This window comes from Corynebacterium sp. HMSC064E08 (assembly GCF_001811805.1).
In the GTDB taxonomy this organism is placed as follows: domain Bacteria; phylum Actinomycetota; class Actinomycetes; order Mycobacteriales; family Mycobacteriaceae; genus Corynebacterium; species Corynebacterium jeikeium_D.
In genome coordinates, this window is the sequence record NZ_KV806703.1 from 1 (window position 1) to 21971 (window position 21971).

At 60.4% G+C, this 21971-nt stretch carries 21 protein-coding genes and 1 pseudogene; 15 read left to right on the forward strand and 7 right to left on the reverse strand.

Features of this window, described 5'->3' with window-relative positions; all coding sequences use genetic code 11:
- The 3 genes from HMPREF2820_RS09655 to HMPREF2820_RS09665 form a co-directional block, all read left to right on the forward strand.
- On the forward strand, window positions 1-356 hold a 356-nt coding region (locus HMPREF2820_RS09655; RefSeq protein ID WP_141752001.1), incomplete at its 5' end, for a recombinase family protein.
- Between the two features lie 65 nt (window positions 357-421).
- Entirely contained in the window at window positions 422-1225 is an 804-nt protein-coding gene (gene aph(3'')-Ib / locus HMPREF2820_RS09660; RefSeq protein ID WP_001082319.1) for an aminoglycoside O-phosphotransferase APH(3'')-Ib, read from the forward strand.
- Window positions 1225-2061: an APH(6)-I family aminoglycoside O-phosphotransferase gene (locus HMPREF2820_RS09665; protein WP_070603865.1), complete on the forward strand. Its 837-nt coding sequence runs from the start codon at window positions 1225-1227 to the stop codon at window positions 2059-2061. The genes aph(3'')-Ib and HMPREF2820_RS09665 overlap by 1 nt, the downstream gene beginning before the upstream one ends.
- Window positions 2062-2166: 105 nt before the next feature.
- Here the strand turns inward: HMPREF2820_RS09665 and HMPREF2820_RS10760 are convergent.
- The 5 genes and pseudogenes from HMPREF2820_RS10760 to HMPREF2820_RS09680 all read right to left on the reverse strand — a co-directional run.
- Window positions 2167-2265, reverse strand: a pseudogene (locus tag HMPREF2820_RS10760) (IS481 family transposase); the annotation flags it as partial.
- Complete coding sequence (cmx, locus tag HMPREF2820_RS09670) at window positions 2265-3440, reverse strand: chloramphenicol efflux MFS transporter Cmx (RefSeq protein WP_005297378.1); 1176 nt, start codon at window positions 3438-3440, stop codon at window positions 2265-2267. The gene cmx and the pseudogene HMPREF2820_RS10760, both read right to left, overlap by 1 nt.
- A 21-nt stretch (window positions 3441-3461) precedes the next feature.
- A complete protein-coding gene (locus tag HMPREF2820_RS11145; protein WP_011113070.1) occupies window positions 3462-3515 on the reverse strand; it encodes a chloramphenicol resistance leader peptide in 54 nt (17 codons plus the stop codon).
- Between the two features lie 276 nt (window positions 3516-3791).
- On the reverse strand, window positions 3792-4484 hold the full coding sequence (locus tag HMPREF2820_RS09675) for a DUF1707 SHOCT-like domain-containing protein (protein ID WP_070601033.1): 693 nt from the start codon (window positions 4482-4484) through the stop codon (window positions 3792-3794).
- A gap of 133 nt (window positions 4485-4617) precedes the next feature.
- On the reverse strand, window positions 4618-5562 hold the full coding sequence (locus tag HMPREF2820_RS09680; RefSeq protein WP_246822264.1) for a hypothetical protein: 945 nt from the start codon (window positions 5560-5562) through the stop codon (window positions 4618-4620).
- Window positions 5563-5613: 51 nt separating this feature from the next.
- Here HMPREF2820_RS09680 and HMPREF2820_RS09685 point away from each other — a divergent pair, with 51 nt between their 5' ends.
- The 6 genes from HMPREF2820_RS09685 (at window position 5614) to purT (ending at window position 12466) form a co-directional block, all read left to right on the forward strand.
- Window positions 5614-6903, forward strand: a complete 1290-nt coding sequence (locus HMPREF2820_RS09685; protein WP_016421542.1) for an adenylosuccinate synthase — start codon at window positions 5614-5616, stop codon at window positions 6901-6903.
- 256 nt (window positions 6904-7159) lie between these two features.
- Window positions 7160-7750 (forward strand): LppP/LprE family lipoprotein, encoded by a 591-nt coding sequence (locus HMPREF2820_RS09690; RefSeq protein WP_048734599.1) that lies wholly within the window; start codon window positions 7160-7162, stop codon window positions 7748-7750.
- Window positions 7751-7912: 162 nt separating this feature from the next.
- Complete coding sequence (locus HMPREF2820_RS09695; protein ID WP_048734507.1) at window positions 7913-8551, forward strand: LppP/LprE family lipoprotein; 639 nt, start codon at window positions 7913-7915, stop codon at window positions 8549-8551.
- Window positions 8552-8743: 192 nt separating this feature from the next.
- A complete protein-coding gene (locus tag HMPREF2820_RS09700) occupies window positions 8744-10000 on the forward strand; it encodes a glycerophosphodiester phosphodiesterase (protein ID WP_048734510.1) in 1257 nt (418 codons plus the stop codon).
- Between the two features lie 96 nt (window positions 10001-10096).
- Window positions 10097-11128 (forward strand): nucleoside hydrolase, encoded by a 1032-nt coding sequence (locus tag HMPREF2820_RS09705; protein WP_070603867.1) that lies wholly within the window; start codon window positions 10097-10099, stop codon window positions 11126-11128.
- A gap of 117 nt (window positions 11129-11245) precedes the next feature.
- Complete coding sequence (gene purT, locus HMPREF2820_RS09710) at window positions 11246-12466, forward strand: formate-dependent phosphoribosylglycinamide formyltransferase (RefSeq protein WP_048734516.1); 1221 nt, start codon at window positions 11246-11248, stop codon at window positions 12464-12466.
- Between the two features lie 93 nt (window positions 12467-12559).
- Here purT and HMPREF2820_RS09715 read toward each other — a convergent pair whose 3' ends face one another.
- On the reverse strand, window positions 12560-13063 hold the full coding sequence (locus tag HMPREF2820_RS09715) for a phosphoribosyltransferase (RefSeq protein WP_048734520.1): 504 nt from the start codon (window positions 13061-13063) through the stop codon (window positions 12560-12562).
- A 64-nt stretch (window positions 13064-13127) separates the two neighbouring features.
- Window positions 13128-14633, reverse strand: a complete 1506-nt coding sequence (locus HMPREF2820_RS09720; protein WP_070603870.1) for an FAD-dependent oxidoreductase — start codon at window positions 14631-14633, stop codon at window positions 13128-13130.
- Window positions 14634-14886: 253 nt separating this feature from the next.
- Here HMPREF2820_RS09720 and HMPREF2820_RS09725 point away from each other — a divergent pair, with 253 nt between their 5' ends.
- The 6 genes from HMPREF2820_RS09725 (at window position 14887) to HMPREF2820_RS09750 (ending at window position 21948) form a co-directional block, all read left to right on the forward strand.
- On the forward strand, window positions 14887-15912 hold the full coding sequence (locus tag HMPREF2820_RS09725) for a sulfite exporter TauE/SafE family protein (RefSeq protein ID WP_070566333.1): 1026 nt from the start codon (window positions 14887-14889) through the stop codon (window positions 15910-15912).
- A 143-nt stretch (window positions 15913-16055) separates the two neighbouring features.
- Window positions 16056-17762 carry a nitrite/sulfite reductase gene (locus tag HMPREF2820_RS09730; protein ID WP_070603872.1) on the forward strand — a complete coding sequence of 569 codons (1707 nt, stop codon included), beginning with the start codon at window positions 16056-16058 and terminating at the stop codon, window positions 17760-17762.
- Between the two features lie 250 nt (window positions 17763-18012).
- Window positions 18013-18777: a phosphoadenylyl-sulfate reductase gene (locus HMPREF2820_RS09735; protein ID WP_070603874.1), complete on the forward strand. Its 765-nt coding sequence runs from the start codon at window positions 18013-18015 to the stop codon at window positions 18775-18777.
- Between the two features lie 117 nt (window positions 18778-18894).
- Window positions 18895-19821, forward strand: a complete 927-nt coding sequence (gene cysD / locus HMPREF2820_RS09740) for a sulfate adenylyltransferase subunit CysD (protein WP_070429385.1) — start codon at window positions 18895-18897, stop codon at window positions 19819-19821.
- On the forward strand, window positions 19821-21122 hold the full coding sequence (locus tag HMPREF2820_RS09745) for a sulfate adenylyltransferase subunit 1 (RefSeq protein WP_070603876.1): 1302 nt from the start codon (window positions 19821-19823) through the stop codon (window positions 21120-21122). The genes cysD and HMPREF2820_RS09745 overlap by 1 nt, the downstream gene beginning before the upstream one ends.
- Before the next feature lie 55 nt (window positions 21123-21177).
- On the forward strand, window positions 21178-21948 hold the full coding sequence (locus HMPREF2820_RS09750) for a sirohydrochlorin chelatase (protein ID WP_070603878.1): 771 nt from the start codon (window positions 21178-21180) through the stop codon (window positions 21946-21948).
- The last annotated feature ends 23 nt before the right edge of the window (window positions 21949-21971 follow it).

A 21971-nucleotide genomic window follows, 5' to 3' on the forward strand; every position in this document is an offset into this window, starting at 1 on the left:
AAGGCTGCCTCATCGCTAACTTTGCAACAGTGCCCGCTCAGATCGACACCACGACTGCGTCCGGTCGCATGGTGTTCGGAATCTTCGCCACCTTGGCCGAGTTCGAGCGGGATCTGATCCGAGAGCGCACCATGGCGGGTCTCGCCTCCGCGAGAGCGCGCGGTCGCAAGGGCGGACGAAAATTCGCGCTCACCAAAGCTCAGGTGCGTCTCGCGCAAGCCGCCATGGCCCAGCGCGATACTTCAGTTTCCGATCTCTGCAAGGAACTCGGCATCGAGCGCGTCACTCTCTACCGATATGTCGGTCCCAAAGGCGAGCTCAGAGACCATGGAAAGCATGTTCTCGGACTTACGTAGCAACTCGTTTCTTTTCGCAGGTTGAGCCACCTCCGCGCTTCATCAGAAAACTGAAGGAACCTCCATTGAATCGAACTAATATTTTTTTTGGTGAATCGCATTCTGACTGGTTGCCTGTCAGAGGCGGAGAATCTGGTGATTTTGTTTTTCGACGTGGTGACGGGCATGCCTTCGCGAAAATCGCACCTGCTTCCCGCCGCGGTGAGCTCGCTGGAGAGCGTGACCGCCTCATTTGGCTCAAAGGTCGAGGTGTGGCTTGCCCCGAGGTGATCAACTGGCAGGAGGAACAGGAGGGTGCATGCTTGGTGATAACGGCAATTCCGGGAGTACCGGCGGCTGATCTGTCTGGAGCGGATTTGCTCAAAGCGTGGCCGTCAATGGGGCAGCAACTTGGCGCTGTTCACAGCCTATCGGTTGATCAATGTCCGTTTGAGCGCAGGCTGTCGCGAATGTTCGGACGCGCCGTTGATGTGGTGTCCCGCAATGCCGTCAATCCCGACTTCTTACCGGACGAGGACAAGAGTACGCCGCAGCTCGATCTTTTGGCTCGTGTCGAACGAGAGCTACCGGTGCGGCTCGACCAAGAGCGCACCGATATGGTTGTTTGCCATGGTGATCCCTGCATGCCGAACTTCATGGTGGACCCTAAAACTCTTCAATGCACGGGTCTGATCGACCTTGGGCGGCTCGGAACAGCAGATCGCTATGCCGATTTGGCACTCATGATTGCTAACGCCGAAGAGAACTGGGCAGCGCCAGATGAAGCAGAGCGCGCCTTCGCTGTCCTATTCAATGTATTGGGGATCGAAGCCCCCGACCGCGAACGCCTTGCCTTCTATCTGCGATTGGACCCTCTGACTTGGGGTTGATGTTCATGCCGCCTGTTTTTCCTGCTCATTGGCACGTTTCGCAACCTGTTCTCATTGCGGACACCTTTTCCAGCCTCGTTTGGAAAGTTTCATTGCCAGACGGGACTCCTGCAATCGTCAAGGGATTGAAACCTATAGAAGACATTGCTGATGAACTGCGCGGGGCCGACTATCTGGTATGGCGCAATGGGAGGGGAGCAGTCCGGTTGCTCGGTCGTGAGAACAATCTGATGTTGCTCGAATATGCCGGGGAGCGAATGCTCTCTCACATCGTTGCCGAGCACGGCGACTACCAGGCGACCGAAATTGCAGCGGAACTAATGGCGAAGCTGTATGCCGCATCTGAGGAACCCCTGCCTTCTGCCCTTCTCCCGATCCGGGATCGCTTTGCAGCTTTGTTTCAGCGGGCGCGCGATGATCAAAACGAAGGTTGTCAAACTGACTACGTCCACGCGGCGATTATAGCCGATCAAATGATGAGCAATGCCTCGGAACTGCGTGGGCTACATGGCGATCTGCATCATGAAAACATCATGTTCTCCAGTCGCGGCTGGCTGGTGATAGATCCCGTCGGTCTGGTCGGTGAAGTGGGCTTTGGCGCCGCCAATATGTTCTACGATCCGGCTGACAGAGACGACCTTTGTCTCGATCCTAGACGCATTGCACAGATGGCGGACGCATTCTCTCGTGCGCTGGACGTCGATCCGCGTCGCCTGCTCGACCAGGCGTACGCTTATGGGTGCCTTTCCGCAGCTTGGAACGCGGATGGAGAAGAGGAGCAACGCGATCTAGCTATCGCGGCCGCGATCAAGCAGGTGCGACAGACGTCATACTAGATATCAAGCGACTTCTCCTATCCCCTGGGAACACATCAATCTTACCGGAGAATATCGTTGGCCAAAGCCTTAGCGTAGGATTTCGCCCTCTCCCGCAAACGACCCCATCTTTGCGGCGATCGTGGCCGGATAGCCGTCTTCGACAATCAGCCGAGCTAACCGGAGACGGGCACGAGGAGTGAGAAGAGCGTTCGGATGGGTCATCAATTGGCCTCCGCCGCGGTCTTCGTAAGCGCGCGTCTGGTGAGAAGCATGATGACGAGAGCGATCGCTGTCAGCACCGAAGCGACCCAAACCGGCGCGAGCAGCCCCAGCCCGGTCGCGAGCCCGAGCGCACCAAGCACGGGCCCCGCTGCAGCTCCGATATTCAATGCTGCGGTTGCGTACGAACCGCCCATCGTTGGCGCACCCGATGCTGCATACAGCACACGCGTGATCAGAGTACTGCCGACGCCGAACGACAGGAATCCCTGAACGAGGACGAGGACGATAAGCGCAACGGGATGAGATGCGACCACTGCCAACACGATCCAGCCTGTCAGCAATAGCGGTCCGCCGACTGCGAGCACGAGGCCAGGTCGTTGATCTGATAGTCGTCCTGCGATCGTGACGCCAAGGAACGATCCGATGCCGAACATCACCAGCGCGACGGACACCCACGCTTCGGCCAAGCCCGCGGTCTCGGTCACGATGGGTGCCAGGAAGGTGAATGCCGCAAAGGTCCCTCCGTTGATCAGCGCTCCGAGTGCCATGGCCAGGATGAGCCGCGGCGTCGCCAACTGGCTGAGCTCGACACGGAGCCTTGGTGAGGTCGCGCTAGTCTCGCTCCGACCAACATTGTTCGTGACGCCACGAATGACTCCAACGGCCGCGGGAATACAGAGGATGGCGATCGCCCAGAACGTCGTTCGCCAGCCCAGCGCTGTGCCGAGCAGTGCCCCGGCGGGGACGCCCACGACGGTTGCGATCGTCGTGCCGGAGAGCAGGATCGACAGTGCACGCCCCTTCTGGTTCGCTGGCACGAGGGTAGTGGCCGTGCTCAGTGCTACGGCGAGGAATCCTGCGTTTGCGAGAGCGCTGAGCACCCGGGTGATGAGCAGGAGAGAGAACACTGGTGTCATCGCTCCGATGACGTGGCTTCCCGCGAACACGAGAAGGCAAACGATCAATGTGAGCCGCGGTGGCCAACGGCGAGCGAATGCCGCCATCACTGGCGCGCCGACGACCATACCGACTGCGAATGCGGAGGTCAGCAGGCCCGCAGTGCCGACCGAGACGTCAAGTTCGGTCGCGATCGCGGGGAGCAATCCCGCGAGCATGAATTCTGAAGTGCCCATGACGAAGACCGCCAGGGCAAGCATGTAGAGGGCAAAAGGCATCGAGTACTCCGAGGTGTGAGATCAAGAAATGGTTCTTCTTGTCACCACGGCCAGCGCCCCGGGTACGCCAGACATACGCCCACACAGATCGTGGGCGTCGTAACTAGTGGTTCAAGGGGCTGGCGGTGTGACCGACAACCCCTGACCTGTCTGATTCGGGACTCGACATGCCCCAAACTCTAACATGCCTTCAATGGCAAGCGGTCTGGACAGATACTTCTTGAATCGGCACGGTGTCATTACGGGCGGGGGCCAGAACAACGTCCCTGGACATCACAGCTAGGCGCCAGTCGGTTACTGCCCACGTGCTCCGGCGCACATGCTACTGCCCACGTGCTACTGCAGCATGCTCTAGTGCGGTACGCGCTTGACCTCGACGCCACCGAAAGCGACGAAGCCGCGCACAATAATCTTCGGAGCCTGGCCTGCGCCAGGAGCTGGAAGGTGACGTCCCGGCTTTCCAGTAACATCCGTGCCGCCGAAGATGGGCAGCACGTCGACATCAACTTGGTAGTGGTCGGGGACAATGACGTCGACTCCACCGAAGGCGCAGCCAATGTTGACGACAGTGGTTTCCGCGGTCAGGATGGCCTCGCGGAAATCCAAGCCGGTCCCGCCGAAGGCCGCCACCGTGGTGTGCGTGGGAGCGCACGTCCAAGGGCCTCTCTTGTCGGTGCCGCCGAAGATGCCGATGGAGAGCTTCGAACCAGTTGCCGCGGCGGAGCTATCAATCCGAGCTGGTTGATGATTGTTGGCTGCATTCGGTGCCACCGAATGGTGCTCGTCCGGGACGCTGTGTAGGTTCGGGCGCAGGTTAGGGTTTGGGTGTGCATGTGGAGTCGGCTCGGCCAGGTTCGCGGGCAGCGACAAGTCCTGTGTCAATGCGGGCAACTCATCGATGTACGTCGCCTTTTGGGCTTTCTCGGTGCGCTCCTGCAATTCCGCAAAGTCAATCTGGCCATCGCGGAATGCCCATTCCAAGCGTTCCAGCGCAGTGTGGCGGGCTTGGTCGCCAGCGCGTAGCCGTGGGGTGTTGTCGGTCATGATGCTGTCCTATCGAGGCAGTGGCGGGCAGTGGCTTTAACACCCAAATGTTATCTGTACTCGAACTTTCGCGCAGGCCGCTTTCGCGCAAGCCACTTTCTCATGGGCAGACCGTGGCTATTGCCCGCCGCAGTTAGTGCACAATCTGCAAGTCGCGAAGGTGTCGGTACAGAGTTGTCTTCTCTCGCGGCTTTCGAGACTCGACTCCATCGCGCACATATCGGAAGCCCAGGCCACCAACTTGAACTGCCCGACCCGTCATCGGACGGTGTAGCTCGCGGGCCGGGGCTTCTTTCGCTTTACGACGGCCACCGCGCCCCAATCCGAGTCGGCTCAGCAGGCCTTTGTCGCCCTCACCCTCGTTACCGATTTCCGCTTCCGGAGCCGGAACTTCGGCCGCAACGATGCCCGGGGCGTCGGGGGTAGGGCGAATCTGCAGGCCGGTGGATGTGCCGGAGAACATCTGATGCTCGTCGACATAGACCTCGCCAGTAAACCCGTTTGCCGAGGACACTCCGGTAATTCCCGGCTCTGTCAGTAGGGCGTAACCAACAATTGCGTGCCCGGTGTCATCGCGAATCAGCGGCACTGGCGTCGTCGGGCGCGTGAGCGCGGCCGCCGCATCGAGCCCTTCCCCTCCATCGATGCCCCAGTTTTTGGCCGCGGTCGAGGGCGCGGTGGGGACATGTGCCACTTCAATCCACAGGAGGTTCTTGCGCATCAGGTAGGTTGCCACGGTAGCCAGTGCCGCGTCGGTGCCAACGACCACAATTCGTAACGGCTCGCTCGGCTTTTGCGGAGCGGGTTGCGGAGCGCCTAAGTGGTCGACTTTTTTCTGCTTGGAGATTTCCTCCGGCGTCGGAGCTGTATCGACAGGCAGTACGTCCTTGGCCAGGTCGTCGATGAAAGCCAGCTCCTTGCGGGTGGGGATCATCGCGACGTCGTGAAGCTCATAGGCGGGTGGTGCCGGAGTAGCTGGTGCTGATGGTGTGGACGGTGCTGATGTAGACCATGATTGGCGGAGCAATTGGGAAAACGCGGGTACATCGGGGCCACACTGCAGCACAACAATACGCATAGGACTACACTCTAATGCGTCGTCTGCAATCCCAGGAGTTGAAGTAGGACTATGGCCGCAATCATTATCGTCGGTGCCCAGTGGGGCGACGAGGGCAAGGGCAAAGCAACCGATATTCTCGGTGGCCGCGTCGACTACGTCGTCAAGCCCAACGGTGGCAATAACGCCGGCCACACCGTTGTCGTCGGCGGTGAGAAGTACGAGCTGAAGCTGCTTCCGGCGGGTGTGCTGTCGGAAAACGCTGTGCCGATTATCGGTAACGGCTGTGTGGTCAACCTCGAGGCGCTTTTCGACGAGATTGATGGCCTCGAAGCTCGCGGTGCAAAGGCCTCCCGCCTGCGCGTTTCCGGCAATGCCCACATGGTTGCTCCGTACCACCAGACGCTGGACCGCGTGACCGAGCGCTTCCTGGGTAAGCGCGCTATCGGCACTACTGGCCGCGGTATCGGCCCGACGTACGCCGACAAGGTCGGCCGTACGGGCTTGCGTGTCCAGGACATTCTGGACGAGTCGATTCTGCGCCAGAAGATTGAGTCTTCGCTGGCTCAGAAGAACCAGATTCTGGTCAAGCTGTACAACCGCCGCGCCATCGATCCGGATGAGGTCTTTGATTACTTCATGGGCTTCGCCGATCGTCTGCGCCCGATGATTATCGACTCGGAGTTTGAGCTCAATCAGGCTTTGGACGCCGGCAAGCACGTCCTCATGGAGGGCGGCCAGGCCACCATGCTCGATGTCGACCACGGCACCTACCCGTTCGTGACCTCCTCGAACCCAACCGCTGGTGGTGCCTGCGTGGGCACCGGCATCGGCCCGACGAAGATCACTTCGGTGCTGGGCATCATGAAGGCCTACACCACCCGCGTCGGTGCTGGCCCGTTCCCGACGGAGCTGTTCGACAAGTGGGGCGAGTACCTGCAGACCACCGGCGGTGAGGTCGGAGTCAACACCGGCCGTAAGCGCCGCTGTGGTTGGTACGACTCGGTGCTGGCTCGCTACGCCGCGCGCGTCAACGGTTTCACGGATCTGTTCATCACCAAGCTGGACGTCCTGACCGGTATCGGCGAGATTCCGATTTGTGTCGCTTACGACGTTGATGGCGTGCGTCACGACGAAATGCCACTCACCCAGTCGGAGTTCCACCACGCTGTCCCGATTTACGAGACCATGCCTGCGTGGGACGAAGACATCACTGGCTGCCGCACCTTCGATGAGCTGCCGGACAAGGCCAAGGATTACCTGAACCGCCTGGAGGAGCTCTCTGGCGCTCGCATTTCCTACATCGGTGTTGGCCCGGGTCGTGACCAGACCATCGTTGTCCACGACGTGCTGGACAACTAGCGCTGGCTCCTTAGCCTGGGGCAGTGGCGAACTAGCCGGAAAATAGTCCGGCTTTCGACCCGGCTTTATCGAACTGTTAAATAAAATATCTTCGGTGTCGAAACTGCTGGCTGCTGTAAAAAAGAACATTTGCTAACCACGAGAAGGCTCTGGGAATTGTCAGTTGGCACTGGCATCCCAGAGTCATTTTTGTATCGTAGGCCTCACCGCGTAGTCCAACGACAGAAGTCCAAACGACAGAAGGCGTGTGGTTTTCATGCAAAACACAGGACACCGAGTACAACGACTGGCAAGTTCCGCCGTACTTTCCGGCGCGATGGTTTTCTCCGCAATAGGTGGAGCCGTTGCAGCTCCTGCGGCTCAGGCGGAACCGGCCCCAGCGCCGGCACCGGCTCCAGCTCCCGCGCAGGCGGATAGCTGTACCCCGAACCCGGCAGCACCTGAAATCCAGGAGGCCCTGGATAAGGTCAACAGGGAGCGCCCGAACAACCATGATGGGTGGAAGTACACTGGCACCTCCAACTTCAGCCCGTGTAGCGATTTGAGCTTTGCTCTCGCAGATCAGGCCAAGCAGGGCAACGCTCAGTCCTCCACTGTGCTGTTGATGTTCCACAAGGGTGAGTTCATTGGTACGGACTCTGACCGGCCTCAGCACATCAACAAGGTGACGCCGACCCCTGATGGTAAGAACATCTCGGTCATCTACCACGACTGGGAGGCCCAGGAGGCCGCAGGTGCGCCGAACGCTGATGCGGCCAAGTTCACCTCTAATGTTCACTTCTTCTGGAACGGCGACCACGTCGTCCACGAGGGCAAGATTCCCGGCGGCGCGAAGCCCGCTTCCTAAGGACTCCCGAGAATTTTCGAGAGCTTTCGAGAATTCTTGGACACTCTCGGGGTCTCTTGGGTTTTCCCAAGTAAACTCAATTCAGAGTCGGACATGAGAAAGTAATGCTCCGTCGTAGCTCAGTGCTTGAGAAAACTTGAGAGAACAGAAGAGGTTCCAGCCATGAGTGGTCATTCAGTTCGTCGCGGGTCGATGCTGGTTAGCGCGGCGGTCGCAGGTGTAGTGGCTTTGTCCGGTTGCTCCACTGATGAGACCGCAGCACCGACCTCTGCTTCTCAGGTAGATCAAGAAACGACGACCATCACTACGACCACCACTGTCGAGGATGACAGTGAAAGTGCAGATACCCCCAATCCGGATGTCGATGACAACGACTCCGATGGGGGTTCTTCTGCGCCAACCCAGGAAGAGGCTTTCGAAGAAGCGGTTGCCGACCTGAACTCAATGGAAGGTGGCAATGGCAGCGGTTGGACAGTCACGGACGATACGAACTGGGATACCACCAGCGAGTTGACCTTTGCCTCAGCAGTACAGAATGAAATTACGCATTCAACTACCGCTGGTGCAGTGCTGCTGTTTCATAAGGGCGAGTACGTGGGGACCGCCGGTGGTCCGCAGACAATCAACTCGGTCGAGGGTGATGGCAAAACTGTGACCGTCAATTTCTTCGATGTCAATAAAATGATCGAAGACGGCGGTGCCTTCGCCTTTAAAGACCAGTACAACGCTCCCGTTACGTACTCCTGGGATGGGTCAGAGGTCGCTCAAGAAGGCGAGATTCCAAAGGCAGAGGGAAATTAAACGCTCACCCCGCACTCTCTCCAGATGCGAGTGCTGTCAGGCCGTTTTAAAGTAGTGGCGCGCCACACAGTTTTCACCTAGATTTCTGTGTTCCGTAAACCTCCGACGGTAGTTTGTCGACACTGTGTTGTCGGTACTGCGCCGTCGCTATGAAGTCGCTAATACTACGCCCAAAGAGGAAAATCACCGGCCATGTCTTCTCGCAACTCATCTGACTCCATGTTTGACGAACGGACCAAGCAGAGCGAGCAGCCTCAGAATTCACGCGTCCACGGCACACGCCGCGCAATCGCGGCCATCGCTATGGGCGCGTTTGCTATTTCTCCTATTGCAGCCTGCAGCAATGATGCAGACAACGACGCGGCATCGTCGTCAAGCAGTGCAAGCGCGGTCAGCACTACGTCGAGCGAAGAGAAGACCTTTGAGAAGCAGCAGGTCGCTGAGCTGAATGCGGCCGCGAATGTGCGGCCGGCTGCGATGGCTAAGCTGCCGGAGGGTTTTGATCTGCAGTCGCACCGTGGTGGTCGCGGTGAGTGGACGGAGGAGTCCAAGCAGGCGATGATCAACTCGTTGGAGCTGGGCGTTACGACGTTGGAGCTGGACATCGTCCTGACGAAGGATGGCGTGCCTATGGTCTGGCACGATCCGGAGATCCAAGACGACAAGTGCTCGGACACTGATCCAGTGACGGAGGGGGACCCGCAGTACCCGTACGTCGGCAAGCTCGTACATGATCTCACCTATGAGCAGGTACAAACCCTGGTCTGCGACAAGAAGCTCAAGGACTTCCCGGATGCGGAGCCAATCAAGGGCAATAGGATGATGACCCTGCCGGAGCTGTTCGAGCTGACTAAGGATAACCAGAACATCCACTTCAACATTGAGACCAAGATCGAGGGCGAAAAGCGCGCTGACTCGGCAGAACCGCAGGAGTTCGTCGATGTGATTCTCGACGAGATTGACCGCGCGGGTGTGGCTGATCGTGTGATGATTCAATCCTTCGATTGGCGCTCGTTGCCGCTGGTCGCGGAACGAAACCCGGAGATTCCGCTGGTCATGCTGTGGGACGAAACCACCTGGAAGAAGGATTCTCCTTGGATCGGCGATGTCAATTACGACGAGGTTGATGGCGACATCATCGAGGCCGCCAAGCAGCTTGGAGTGCAGGTGCTCTCACCGACGCACAGCATTCCTTACGGCAAGACACCGTCGGATTCTGACTACCACCCGGTCGCCACGCCGGAGCTGATTTCCCGCGCACACGAGGCCGGTATGAAGGTGGTGCCGTGGACGGTGAATGAAAAGGAGACCATGCGCGAGCAGATTGCCGCTGGTGTCGATGGCATCATCACCGACTACCCGACGCGACTGCGCGAGGTCTTGGCCGAGCTGAATATGCCGCTGCCAGAGCCCGCTCCGGTGGGTGATGCAGCGATGTCGACGAACTAGTAAACCCGGCCAGCACCAGCGAAAACTCGTCTGTATCCCTGTTTTGCCCGTGTTTAGCTCTGCAGGCCGAGCGTGTTTCGTGTCACACTTGACCTTATGACGCGTTTGAAAGTGCTTGCCGACGTTGACACGGGTATCGATGACAGTCTTGCTCTCGTCTACCTCGCGGGGTTGCATACCGCAGGTGAGATCGAGCTGGTGGGTGTGACCTGCGCAGGTGGTAACACCACTGCGGCATGGTCTGCTCGCAACACCAAGTACATGTTGAATCTCTGCGGTTGTCCGGAGGTTCCGGTTGTCAGCGGTTTCGAGGGGCCCGCTGACCGTGAACTGACCACCACGCCTGAGACGCATGGCCCGTACGGGCTGGGCTACAACCTGGCGCCACCGGCCGTCATCTACGAACCGGGGCGCGCAGGAGCGGCGGATCCGCTGGCGCTGTGGCGCCAGGTCATCGAGCAGGCACGGTCGACGGGGGAGAAGGTGCACCTGCTGGTCACTGGCCCTATGACCACCTACGTGGCCGCTTTGAAGAAGTACCCAGAACTCATGCGGGAGCTCGACGGCGTGACCATTATGGGCGGTGCTGTGGAGTACCACGGTAACGTTACCGAGTTTGCGGAATGGAACTTCTGGGTTGACCCCACCGCGGTCACCGAGGTCTTCGGCACCGCGGGCGCTGTGGCCGTCGAGCGCCCGGAGGATGCCGTGCGCAGCATCGCCACCGCCGCAGGCGCGCCGGTGCCGACGCTGGTTCCGCTCAATGTCACCGAGACCATCACCATTAGTGATACTGAGATTGAATCCTGGCGAGATGCCGGTATGAACTCGGAGCTGCTGCGTGTTCTGCGCCGCTCGCTGAAGTTTTACTTTGAGTTCCACCAGGGAGTTGGAGTCGGTTACAAGGCGCAGGTTCATGACCTCTTCGCTGCGATGGTGGCCGTCGGTGCGGTGACAGGGGAAGTGGAGAAGATGCGTCTCGTGGGCGTCGATAAGCGAACTTTTGCAGATGAGCCTGCGCGGCGCGGACAGGTGGTGGAAGATCCTGCCGGTTCGGTGGCGAATGTTGTCCTGGCCGCTGACCGTGAGGTGGCGCTGGCTGAGTTCCAGCGGGTGTTCCCGCGCTAGGTTCCCCGCCCGTGCCCGCCGCGGTGAATCAGCTCGCTGTCGTATGCTGGAGGCAATCAATTTAACAGCTGCTGGTTGCGCAGCGTATGTGCCGTAGACGAAAGCGAGTTTATCTCGATGTTCACCCCTGAAGTCACCGGAACCCCGTACCAGCCGGGAGCAACGCGAGTGCTGCTGCTCGGCTCTGGCGAGCTCGGCAAGGAGGTGACCATTGCTTTCCAGCGTCTTGGCGTTGAGGTGCACGCTGCCGATCGCTACGAGCATGCACCGGCACACCAGGTAGCTCACCACGCCTACGTGTTGAATATGTCGGACCCCAGCGCACTGCGGGACCTGATTCTCCAGGTCAAGCCCCACTTCATCGTCCCTGAGATTGAGGCTCTGGCAACCGAGGTGCTGGCAGAGGTTGAGGAAGATGAGACGCTGGATGTCACCGTTATTCCGACCGCACGGGCGACTCAGCTGACCATGAACCGAGAGGGTATTCGCCGCCTGGCTGCGGAAGAGGTCGGGCTGCCGACTTCCCGCTATCACTTCGCCTCCAGCTTTGATGAGTTCACCGCAGCTGTTGATGAGATTGGCTTCCCATGTGTGGTCAAGCCGGTCATGAGTTCCTCGGGCAAGGGACAGTCCACGCTGCGTTCGCCGGAGGATGTCCAGGCCGCGTGGGATTACGCCATGAGTGGCGGTCGCGTTGAGTCCGGCCGCGTCATCGTGGAGGGCTTCGTCGATTTCGACTATGAGATTACGCTGCTGACCGTGCGCTCCGTTGATCCGGAGACCGGCGAGGGGGCAACGTGGTTCTGTGAGCCCATCGGCCACCGTCAGCAGGATGGCGACTATGTGGAGTCCTGGCAACCGGCTGCCATGAGCGAAAACGCCCTGGACAATGCTCGCTCTGTCGCCGCACGCATCACCAACGCGCTGGGCGGCCGCGGTATCTTCGGCGTCGAGCTGTTTGTCCGCGGCGATGAGGTGTGGTTCTCCGAGGTCAGCCCGCGTCCGCACGACACCGGCATGGTCACCATGGGTACGCAGCGTTTCTCCGAGTTCGAGCTGCACGCGCGCGCAGTGTTGGGTCTGCCTATCGACGTCACGCTGGTGTCCCCGGGAGCCTCCGCTGTCGTCTACGGCGGTGCTGACATCGAGCAGCCGGGTTACACCGGGCTGACGGAGGCCATGGCTATTCCGGAGACAGACATTCGTATCTTTGGTAAGCCGGTTGCTGGCCCGCGTCGCCGCATGGGTGTTGCTGTTTCGACCGCAGATTCTGTCGATGCTGCTCGTGAGCGCGCATCGGAGGCGGCATCAAAGATTAAGGTCGTCGAACTGGGCTAGTTCGACGACCTAGTGTGCGCTGCTGGTGTTGCTTGGGAAAGGAACGCTGCAGCGCACTTTTTTGTGCCCGCTGTGGTGCGTAAGCTACTCGATCTACTTGGACTTCTGTACCGGTGGCTCGGCCGACCAGGGGAAGACGATCCAGTCATCGGTGTGTTTCCAGACGTAGTCCGGTGCAATCTCCGAGCGGGACTTGCCGTAGAGCACAGCGGAACGGACTTCAGCGCCGTGCTTCTTGAGTAGGTCGAGCACCAGATGCAGCGTGCGACCGGAGTCAGCCACATCGTCGACGACCAGCAGGCGGCGGTTGGAAATCGATTCGATGTCCAGCAGCGGCTCCAGCAGAACCGGATCCGGCAGGGTCTCCGCCACGTCGGTGTAGAACTCGACGTTGATGGCGTCAGAGAGTTTGACGCCCATGGTGTAGCTGAGTGCGCCTGCTGGCAGCAGGCCACCGCGGGCCACGGCGATAATAATCTCCGGGTCGAAGTCCGAGTCGACAATCTGCTGTGCCAGTTCACGGGAGGCGACGCCGAAGCCTTCCCAGGTCAGAACTTCCTTGACGTCCAGGTTGGATGAGTCTGCATGATAAGCCATGTATTAACTCTAATCCGAAAATCGACTGACGTGCACAATCAACTGTCCGGTTAGACCCGATGCGCTAGCTCGCGACGGTCTCCACAATGGCTTCGTGCACAGCTTCGGCCAGGTCATCGGCATCTGGCTGCTTTGCGACGACCGTGGAGGCCGCAACCATGTCAGCCCACTCGACCAGCTTCTTGCGCTCGCGGCCTTCGGCTTCGCCCGCGGCACGCTCGGCGGCGTCGAGTGCGTGCCAGCCCTCCCAGGTGGTGACCTGGAGGCCCTTGTCGGCCAGGAACTCGTCGACGTCGTTATGCGTGGGCTTTGCAGGTGCGGCCAGGCGACCTGCCTCCCAGTCGGCGATGAGGTTGCCGACAGTTTCGTTGGCATCGCCCTTGGTGTTACCGATTAGGCCGACCGGGCCACGGCGAATCCAGCCGGTGGTGTACAGGCCCTGGATGTGGTTGCCGTCGATGTCGTCAAGCACGCGGCCGCCGGCATCTGGGATGGTGTGCGTGCCGGTGTCGAACGGTACGCCGGTGACTGCGTCGGAGCGGTAGCCGACTGCGCGGTAGACCGCACCGACCGGCCATTCAGTGAACTTGCCGGTGCCGCGGACGCCACCCTCGCCGTCGAGTTCGGTGCGTTCGGTGCGGATAGCGCTGACGTGCTGTACTCCATCTTCACCGGTCTCGCCGATGATTTCGACCGGGGACTCGAAGAAGTGGATGAAGAGCTTGTGCGGGGCGCCCTTGGGCTCGCGGATGGCGTAGTTCTCCAGAATCGTACAGATCTGATCGGTGATCTTGGACTCGCGACGGGACGTTTCGGAGGCGGCATCGTACTGGATGTCCTCCGGATTCACGACAACCTCAATGGTGTCAGAGTGGTCCAGTTCCTTCAGCTCCAGTGGAGTGAACTTTGCCTGAGCCGGACCGCGACGGCCAAAGACATGGACTTCGCGGGCGGCATTCTTTGCCAGGCCGTCGTAGACGTTGTCGGCGATTTCGGTGACGTGCAGCTCATCGGCAGTCTTGGCGAGAATACGGGCGACGTCGAGGCCCACGTTACCGACGCCGATCACAGCGACCGACTCAGCGGAGAGCTCCCATTCGCGAGCAAACTCCGGGTGGGAGTCGTAGAAACCTACGAACTCACCGGCGCCGTAGTGCTCCGGCAGGTCCGAGCCCGGGATGTTCAGATCGCGGTCGCCGGTCGCGCCAGTGGCGAAGATGATGGCGTCGTAGAACTGGCGCAGTTCATCAACGCTGACCTGCTTGCCGACGTCCACGTTGCCCAGCAGTCGAACCTGCGGCTTGTCCAGCACTCGATGTAGGGACTTAATGATGCCCTTGATTCGCGGGTGGTCTGGCGCAACACCGTAGCGGATGAGGCCGAACGGCACTGGAAGGCGCTCGTAGAGGTCGATGGCGACATCGCGGCCGGACTTCATCAGCGCGTCGGAGGCGTAGATACCGGCCGGGCCCGAGCCAACCACGGCTACACGCAGTGGCGTGGTGGAGTTGGCGAGATCGGGCAGTGAGGAAGCGGCCGTGTTCTGGGCTGCAGTCTGGTCGTTGGTCATTGGGTGGAATCCTTTTTCTACGTTTTCTTTGTCGCGATTGCTTATCGTAGACCAATCGGTCTATGCTTGCTGAAACAGAATATAGACAAACTGGTCTACAAAAAGCAAACACAAAACACCGCAAGAATCACTGCTTTGGCTTGAGAGGGTTTTGCTGCGCATCGCTTCTGCTGAATGAGCTCTGAAAGGGGCTCGGCGTGCGGGCATCGTGGCAACGGCAGGCTCTGGTTGGGTAAGCGGGGAAGGGCTTGTCATGGAAAAACTCATAGTCTTCGTGCTAATCGGCCTTGGCGCGCAATTAGTCGACGGCACTCTGGGGATGGCTTTCGGTGTCACCGCTACTTCGCTGTTTATTGTCGCTGGTAGTAGTGCTGCCACTGCGTCGGCGGTGGTTCACGTAGCAGAGGTGGGTACGACACTGGCCTCCGGTATTTCACACTGGCGATTCGGCAATGTCGACTGGCGACGCGCGCTGAGTCTTGGCGTGCCGGGTGCTATCGGTGCCTTTATTGGTGCGACCTTTTTGGCGAATCTCGACGGTGATGCCGCGACGCCTGTGACCTCGACAATCTTGCTTTTCCTCGGTCTGTGGGTGATTATCCGCTTCGCCTTTTTGGCCAATGTTAAGCGCAAGAAGAAGGCCTGGGGGGCGAAGAAGCTCGCTCCGCTGGGGCTCTTTGGTGGCCTGCTTGATTCCACTGGAGGCGGTGGTTGGGGGCCTGTTACCACCTCAACTTTGCTCGGCGCTGAGGCTGACCAACCGCGCAAGATTATCGGTACTGTCTCTGCGGCGGAATTTCTCGTTGCCTCGGCGGCTGTACTGGGCTTTTTACCCAAGCTGCGGGAGGAATTCACCCAGCATGCCGCACCGGTAATTGGTTTGTTGTGCGGTGGTGTGATTGCGGCACCCTTGGCTGCGTACCTGGTGGGGCGCATTAATCCGCGGCTGCTTGGGATTGCGATCGGCGGCGTGTTGGTGGGGCTGAATATTCGCACTCTGTTTTCGTCGCTGGTTTCTGGTGGCGTGCTGGCAACGGTTCTGCTCGTGTGGGCTTTTGTTGTCGTCGCGCTGGTGCTGTGGGCGCGTTCGCACGACACTCTTCCGGGGCTGCGTCAGCGGATCCAACTTGAGCCGACTTCTCAGTCTCCCTCGGCTGATGTGTCTAGTTCTGGATCTCCATCACCCGCTTCGGTTGATGTCGGGGCCGAGGATGCTTCTGAAGGTGTCAAAGTGGGTGCGAAAAACGGTGTCCGCGTGGGCGAAGCGGGGGTCCGCTAGGTGTCCGAGCGTGTCCCGGCTTGCACTAGCCAGACTGGTCGGTCTAATGTTGCCTGCAATGCAACGTAGACCAAACGGTCTATAAAGATTAGAAACTAATTCGGTCAACGAGAACAAAACGAAAGTGATTCGGTAGATTCCCCATGAGCTCTCCTACGAAAACCGCCGAGCGTCCAGCTTCCGCAGCGGCTACCCGACGTAAGAAGCGCGCACCGAAGCCACAGGGGCAGTGGCTTATCGACGGCCGCGAGCCACTTAACGACGACGAGCGCATTAAGAAAGAAGATGCTGGCATCGCCGTTAAGCAGCGTGTTATCGACATCTACTCCAAGCAGGGGTTTGACTCCATCCCCGCGGAGGACCTAGCGCCTCGCTTTAAGTGGATTGGCCTCTACACCCAGCGCAAGCAGGGGCTTAGCGGTGAGCACACCGGCGTGAAGACCAACGCCGAACTGCAGGACAAGTACTTTATGCTCCGCGTCCGCCTCGACGGTGGCCAGACCACCACCGAGGGTATTCGCACCATCGGCGAGATTTCCCGCGACTTCGCCCGCGACACTGCGGACTTCTCCGACCGCCAGAACGTCCAGCTGCACTGGATTCGCGTCGAAGATATGCCGGAGATCTGGGAGCGCCTTGAGCGAGTTGGTCTCGACACCAACTTTGGCTGCGGCGACGTTCCCCGCGTTATTCTAGGCAGCCCGGTTGCCGGTGTTGCGGCCGATGAAATTGTCGACGGCACCAACGCCATCCGCCGCATCAAGGCGGAGTACCTCTCCGGCGACGAGTTCTCCAACCTACCGCGTAAGTTTAAGTCGGCAGTTTCCGGTTCCCCGCGTCTCGATGTCACCCACGAGGTCCAGGACGTTGCCTTCGTCGGTGTCAATCATCCAGAGCACGGCCCCGGTTTCGACGTTTGGGTCGGTGGTGGTCTCTCCACCAACCCGATGCTCGCCCAGCGTCTCGGCGCCTGGATCCCAGAGGACGAGGTTCCCGAGGTATGGGCGGGCGTGTGCCGCATCTTCCGGGACTACGGCTACCGTCGCCTGCGCAATCGTGCGCGTCTGAAGTTCCTCGTTGCTGAATGGGGCGCGGAGAAGTTCCGCCAGGTACTCGAAGACGACTACCTCAACCGCAAGCTTATCGACGGCCCCGCACCCGAACCTTTCGAGGGCGACCGTGACCACATCGGCGTGCACAAGCAGGCCGACGGTCTCAACTACGTCGGTGTTAAGCCCGCTGTTGGCCGTGTTCCGGGCTCTGACCTGGTCAAGCTCGCCGACATCGCCGAGCGCCACGGTGTTTCCCGCGTCCGCACCACCGTGATGAAGGAGCTCATTCTCCTCGACGTCGCCGACGACCAGGTCGACTCCCTGCTCGCAGAACTCGACGAAATTGGCCTGTCTGCCAAGCCCTCAGCTTTCCGACGGGGCATCCTGGCCTGCACCGGCCTAGAGTTCTGCAAGCTCGCACTTGTTACCACGCGCCAGCGCGCAATTGATTTGGTGGGCGACTTGGAGGAACGCCTCGGTGACCTCGACGTCCCAATCACCATTGCGCTCAATGGCTGCCCGAATGCCTGCGCCCGCACGCAGATTGCCGACATCGGACTCAAGGGGCAGATTGTCACCGACGACGAGGGCAACCGTGTCGAGGGTTTCCAGGTTCACCTCGGTGGTTCGCTGGGGCTCGATGCCAACTTCGGCCGCAAGGTTCGCGGACACAAGGTCACCTCGGCAGAACTGGGTGACTACATCGAGCGCGTCGTCAATCACTTCAAGGAGCAGCGCCACGAGGGTGAACAGTTCCGCGAGTGGATTGTCCGCGCTGATGAGGAGGACCTGAAGTGAGTGAATCTCCCAATGGGGTTCGGTCGCAGGGGCCGTCGTCAAGCGAAAAAGACGAGACGCCAGCGCGACTGGGAATCGGTGGCCGAAGCGCACACCCCAATCCGAACCGGGGTGCGGTGATGCATTGCCCTTACTGCGGCGGTGATGATCTGTGGCCCGACCTGGAAACCGATTACGCCTGGCAATGCCGCGAATGCTGCCGGGTATTCACAGTGAAACTGCACGGACATATCGATAGAAAGGTGGCGTCATGAGCACGGGACTGAAAACCGCTGAGGTCATTAAGACTCAGGAGGCGCTCGCGCGTGAAGACGCGCTGGACAACCCGGAAACTGCTCGCCGTCTGATTGAGCTCGCACTGGAGTGGGGCTCCAAGCTGGAGACCGCCACTGCTGGGGAAGTATTGGAATGGGGTGCGGAGCACCTGCACACGCCACTGGCTGTGACCCTGTCGATGCAGGACACAGTGTTGGCGGAACTGGCTGCTCGGCACGCGCCGGAGGCAGATCTGATTTTCCTGGATACCGGTTACCACTTCCCGGAGACCCTCGACGTGGCAGAGCAGGTCGCACAGCGTTACGACAACCGACTGCTGTCGATTGAGCCGAAGCGCACCCCCGCCGAGCAGGACGCCGAAGAGGGCGTTGATCTGTACAAGACCGACCCGACGCGTTGCTGCGCATTGCGGAAGGTCGAGCCGCTGTCTGCCGTGAAGCGCCCCTACGAGGGCTGGGGCACAGGTCTGAAGCGCGTCGACGCGCCGACCCGCGCACACACGCCGGTACTGGAGATCGACAAGACTGGTCGCATCAAGCTCAACCCGTTGGCCACCTGGACAGATGAGGATGTTGCCCAGTACATCGAGGACAACGACCTCATTGTGCATCCGCTGACGCAACAGGGGTTCCCGTCGATTGGCTGCGCGACATGCACCGCGCGAGTGGCAGAGGGCGCGGATCCGCGCTCGGGTCGCTGGGAGGGCTCCGAGAAGACTGAGTGCGGATTGCACCTCTAGTTCGAGCGGCTAGCAGACAGCTACTTGCCGCCAGCCACTAGTCGCCCGCCGATAACCGATATCAGCTAAAACAGCGCAGTTACAACAGCCAACACAGCCCCAACAGAAAGAACCCCCATGACTAGCTCAACCACCGTTTCCGTACAAAACCGCCTCGACCCGCGGCTTGCCGAGCTGGAAGCCGAGGCCATCGACATTATTCGCCAGACCGCCGGTCAGTTCGACCGTCCGGCACTACTTTTCTCCGGCGGAAAGGATTCCGTCGTCGTGCTCGAGCTGGCCAAGCGCGCCTTCGCACCGGCGGGTATCCCGCTGGAGCTGCTCCACGTCGACACCGGCCACAACTTCCCCGAAGTTATTGAATTCCGCGACAAGATTGCCGCTCAGCCGGGCATCAAGCTGCACGTAGCCAAGGTCCAAGACTGGATCGACAGCGGCGTGCTCACCGAGCGTGCCGACGGCACCCGCAACCCCTTGCAGACAGTGCCGCTGGTGGAGACCATTGCCAACCGTGGTTACGATGCCGTTCTCGGTGGCGCCCGCCGCGATGAGGAGAAGGCCCGCGCAAAGGAGCGCGTGTTCTCCGTCCGAGATTCCTTCGGTGGATGGGATCCACGCCGTCAGCGCCCTGAGCTGTGGGGTCTCTACAACGGTCGCCACGCCGCCGGAGAGAATGTCCGCGTTTTCCCGATCTCGAACTGGACCGAGGCCGACGTCTGGGCCTACATCGAAGCCCGTGACATCGAACTGCCGCCCATCTACTTCTCCCATGAGCGTGAGGTGTTCAACCGCGGCGGTATGTGGTTGGCGCCGGGCGAGTGGGGTGGCCCCCGCGACGGCGAGACCCTCGAGGTTCGCACTGTCCGCTACCGCACTGTCGGTGACATGAGCTGCACCGGCGCTGTCGAATCGACTGCCACCACTATTGCGGAGGTCATGGAGGAACTTCGCACATCCAAGCTCACCGAGCGCGGCGCTACCCGCGCAGATGACAAGTTGTCCGAATCCTCCATGGAAGACCGCAAGAAGGAAGGTTACTTCTGATGAGCCAGCCAAATTCCCCAGCTACCCTGATTACCGCTGACCGCGCCACTCGCGCTCGTCGCACTCTTCGCCTGTGCACCGCTGGCTCCGTCGACGACGGTAAGTCCACCTTCGTCGGTCGCCTGCTGCACGACACGAAGAATATCCTCGCTGACCAGTACGAGGCCGTCGTCGCCTCCTCACAGGCGCGCGGTCAGGAAAACCCGGACCTGTCGCTGCTGGTCGACGGTCTGCGGGCCGAGCGTGAGCAGGGCATCACCATCGATGTCGCCTACCGCTACTTCGCCACCGACGTCCGCTCCTTCATCCTCGCCGACTGCCCAGGTCACGAGCAGTACACCCGAAACACCGTCACCGGTATGTCCACCGCCGAGGCCGTCGTTTTGCTTATCGACGCGCGCAACGGCGTCGTGACGCAGACCAAGCGTCACGCAACGGTGGCCGGTCTGCTGGGCGTTCGCCACGTGATTTTCGCAGTCAACAAGATTGACTTGCTGGACTACAGTGAAGAGGCCTTCCGCAAGATTGAGTCGGATGTGGCAGCACTAGCAGAGCGCCTGGGTCTGCAGAACACCTTCGTTGTTCCAGTGTCGGCTCTGGTCGGCGACAACATTGTCGATTCTTCTGAGCACACTCCGTGGTACGAGGGTCCGACCGTGCTGGAGCTGCTGGAAAACCTCAACATCGGTGCCGACCTGGAAACCGATGCCGAGGCTGACCTGCGCCTGCCCATCGACTATGTCATTCGCGATCACGCCACTGAATACCGTGGTTACGCCGGCCGTATCGCCGCAGGTAGCGTGCGTGTGGGCGATGTTGTCTCCGTAGACGCCAACCGTCAGGCTACGGTCACGAAGATCACCGTGGCAGCTGAGGATGTCACTGAGGCCGTGGCCGGCCAGTCGGTGGCCATCAGCCTGGATGCCGAGTTCGACCTAGCCCGTGGCGACCTCATCAGTGGCACGCGCCCGGAAGACGTGCGCCGTTTCTCCGCCGTGGCCGTCCACCTTGCAGACAAGCCGTTGGCAGTCGGTCGCGTCGTAGAGGTGCGCTATGGTGCCGCGCTGGTGCGTGGTCGTATCGCTTCCGTCGATGCGCTCATCGATATCGAAACCGGTGAGCCCACCGGTGTGGCTGATCAGCTTGCAGCCAACGACGTCGCTGAGATCACCGTCGAGGTCGCACAGCCGCTGCCGGTCGATGCCTACCGCGTCGGTGGTCGTGTCGGTGCGTTCCTGCTCATCGAGCCGGGCACCGGTGACACCCTCACCGCAGGCCTCGTGCGTGGCGCTGCCCAGTAGAGCTGCCAGGTAGAGAAACCAGAAAGCACAGCTAGCGAGCCTGAGGAGACCATCGATGACCGCACTGATTCTGCTTGCGCACGGTTCTCGGCACTCAGAGACCAAACCGGTGCTCGAAGACGTGGTCGCGCTCGTGCGCGAGAAGATGCCGCTCACCCGCCTGGATGCGCCCTCTCAGATTCGCCTCGCCTGGCTGGACCTCGACGAGCCCTCACTGGATACCGTATGTGCCGAGCTCGCCGCTGCCGGCGAGACTCAGGCACTGGCTGTACCGCTGCTGTTCACCGATGCGTTCCACTCGCGAGTCGACGTTCCCGAGCAGGTTCGACTCTGCGATCGGCATGGTGTTGACATCACAGTGGCTGAAGGTCTCGGGCTTGGCGACGGCACGAAGCGCGCCGTCATAAAGCGAATCATCGAAGCGGCGGAGAATGCATCTTTTTCCTGGCCGGTCGATGCGCTGGTGATGGGGGTCGGCTCCTCTGATGAGGATGCCAATGCGGCGGTGCACCAGTTTGCGGAAAATCTTGGCGGGATGCTGCCGGGACATGTGAGTGCGGCATTCGTGGTCGGGCCTGAGAAAATCAAGGGAGCCGATGCTGTGGCCGCGGCGCAGGAGCGCGCGGCCAAGCGCGGACGCGGACTCGTAGTGGTGCCGCTGTTTACCGCGCCGGGCCTACTGTGGGATCGAGTCATCGATGCGGGCGCTGCCGCCGGTGCCGGCCAGGTGGCTTTTGGTGAGCCATTGGCCGAGCTGTTGGCGCCGATTGTGTGCTGCCGCTGGGACTCGCGCGCCGCGTACACGGACGTGAAGGTAGTGGCGTAGCCGGCGCTTTTTATCCGCCCTAG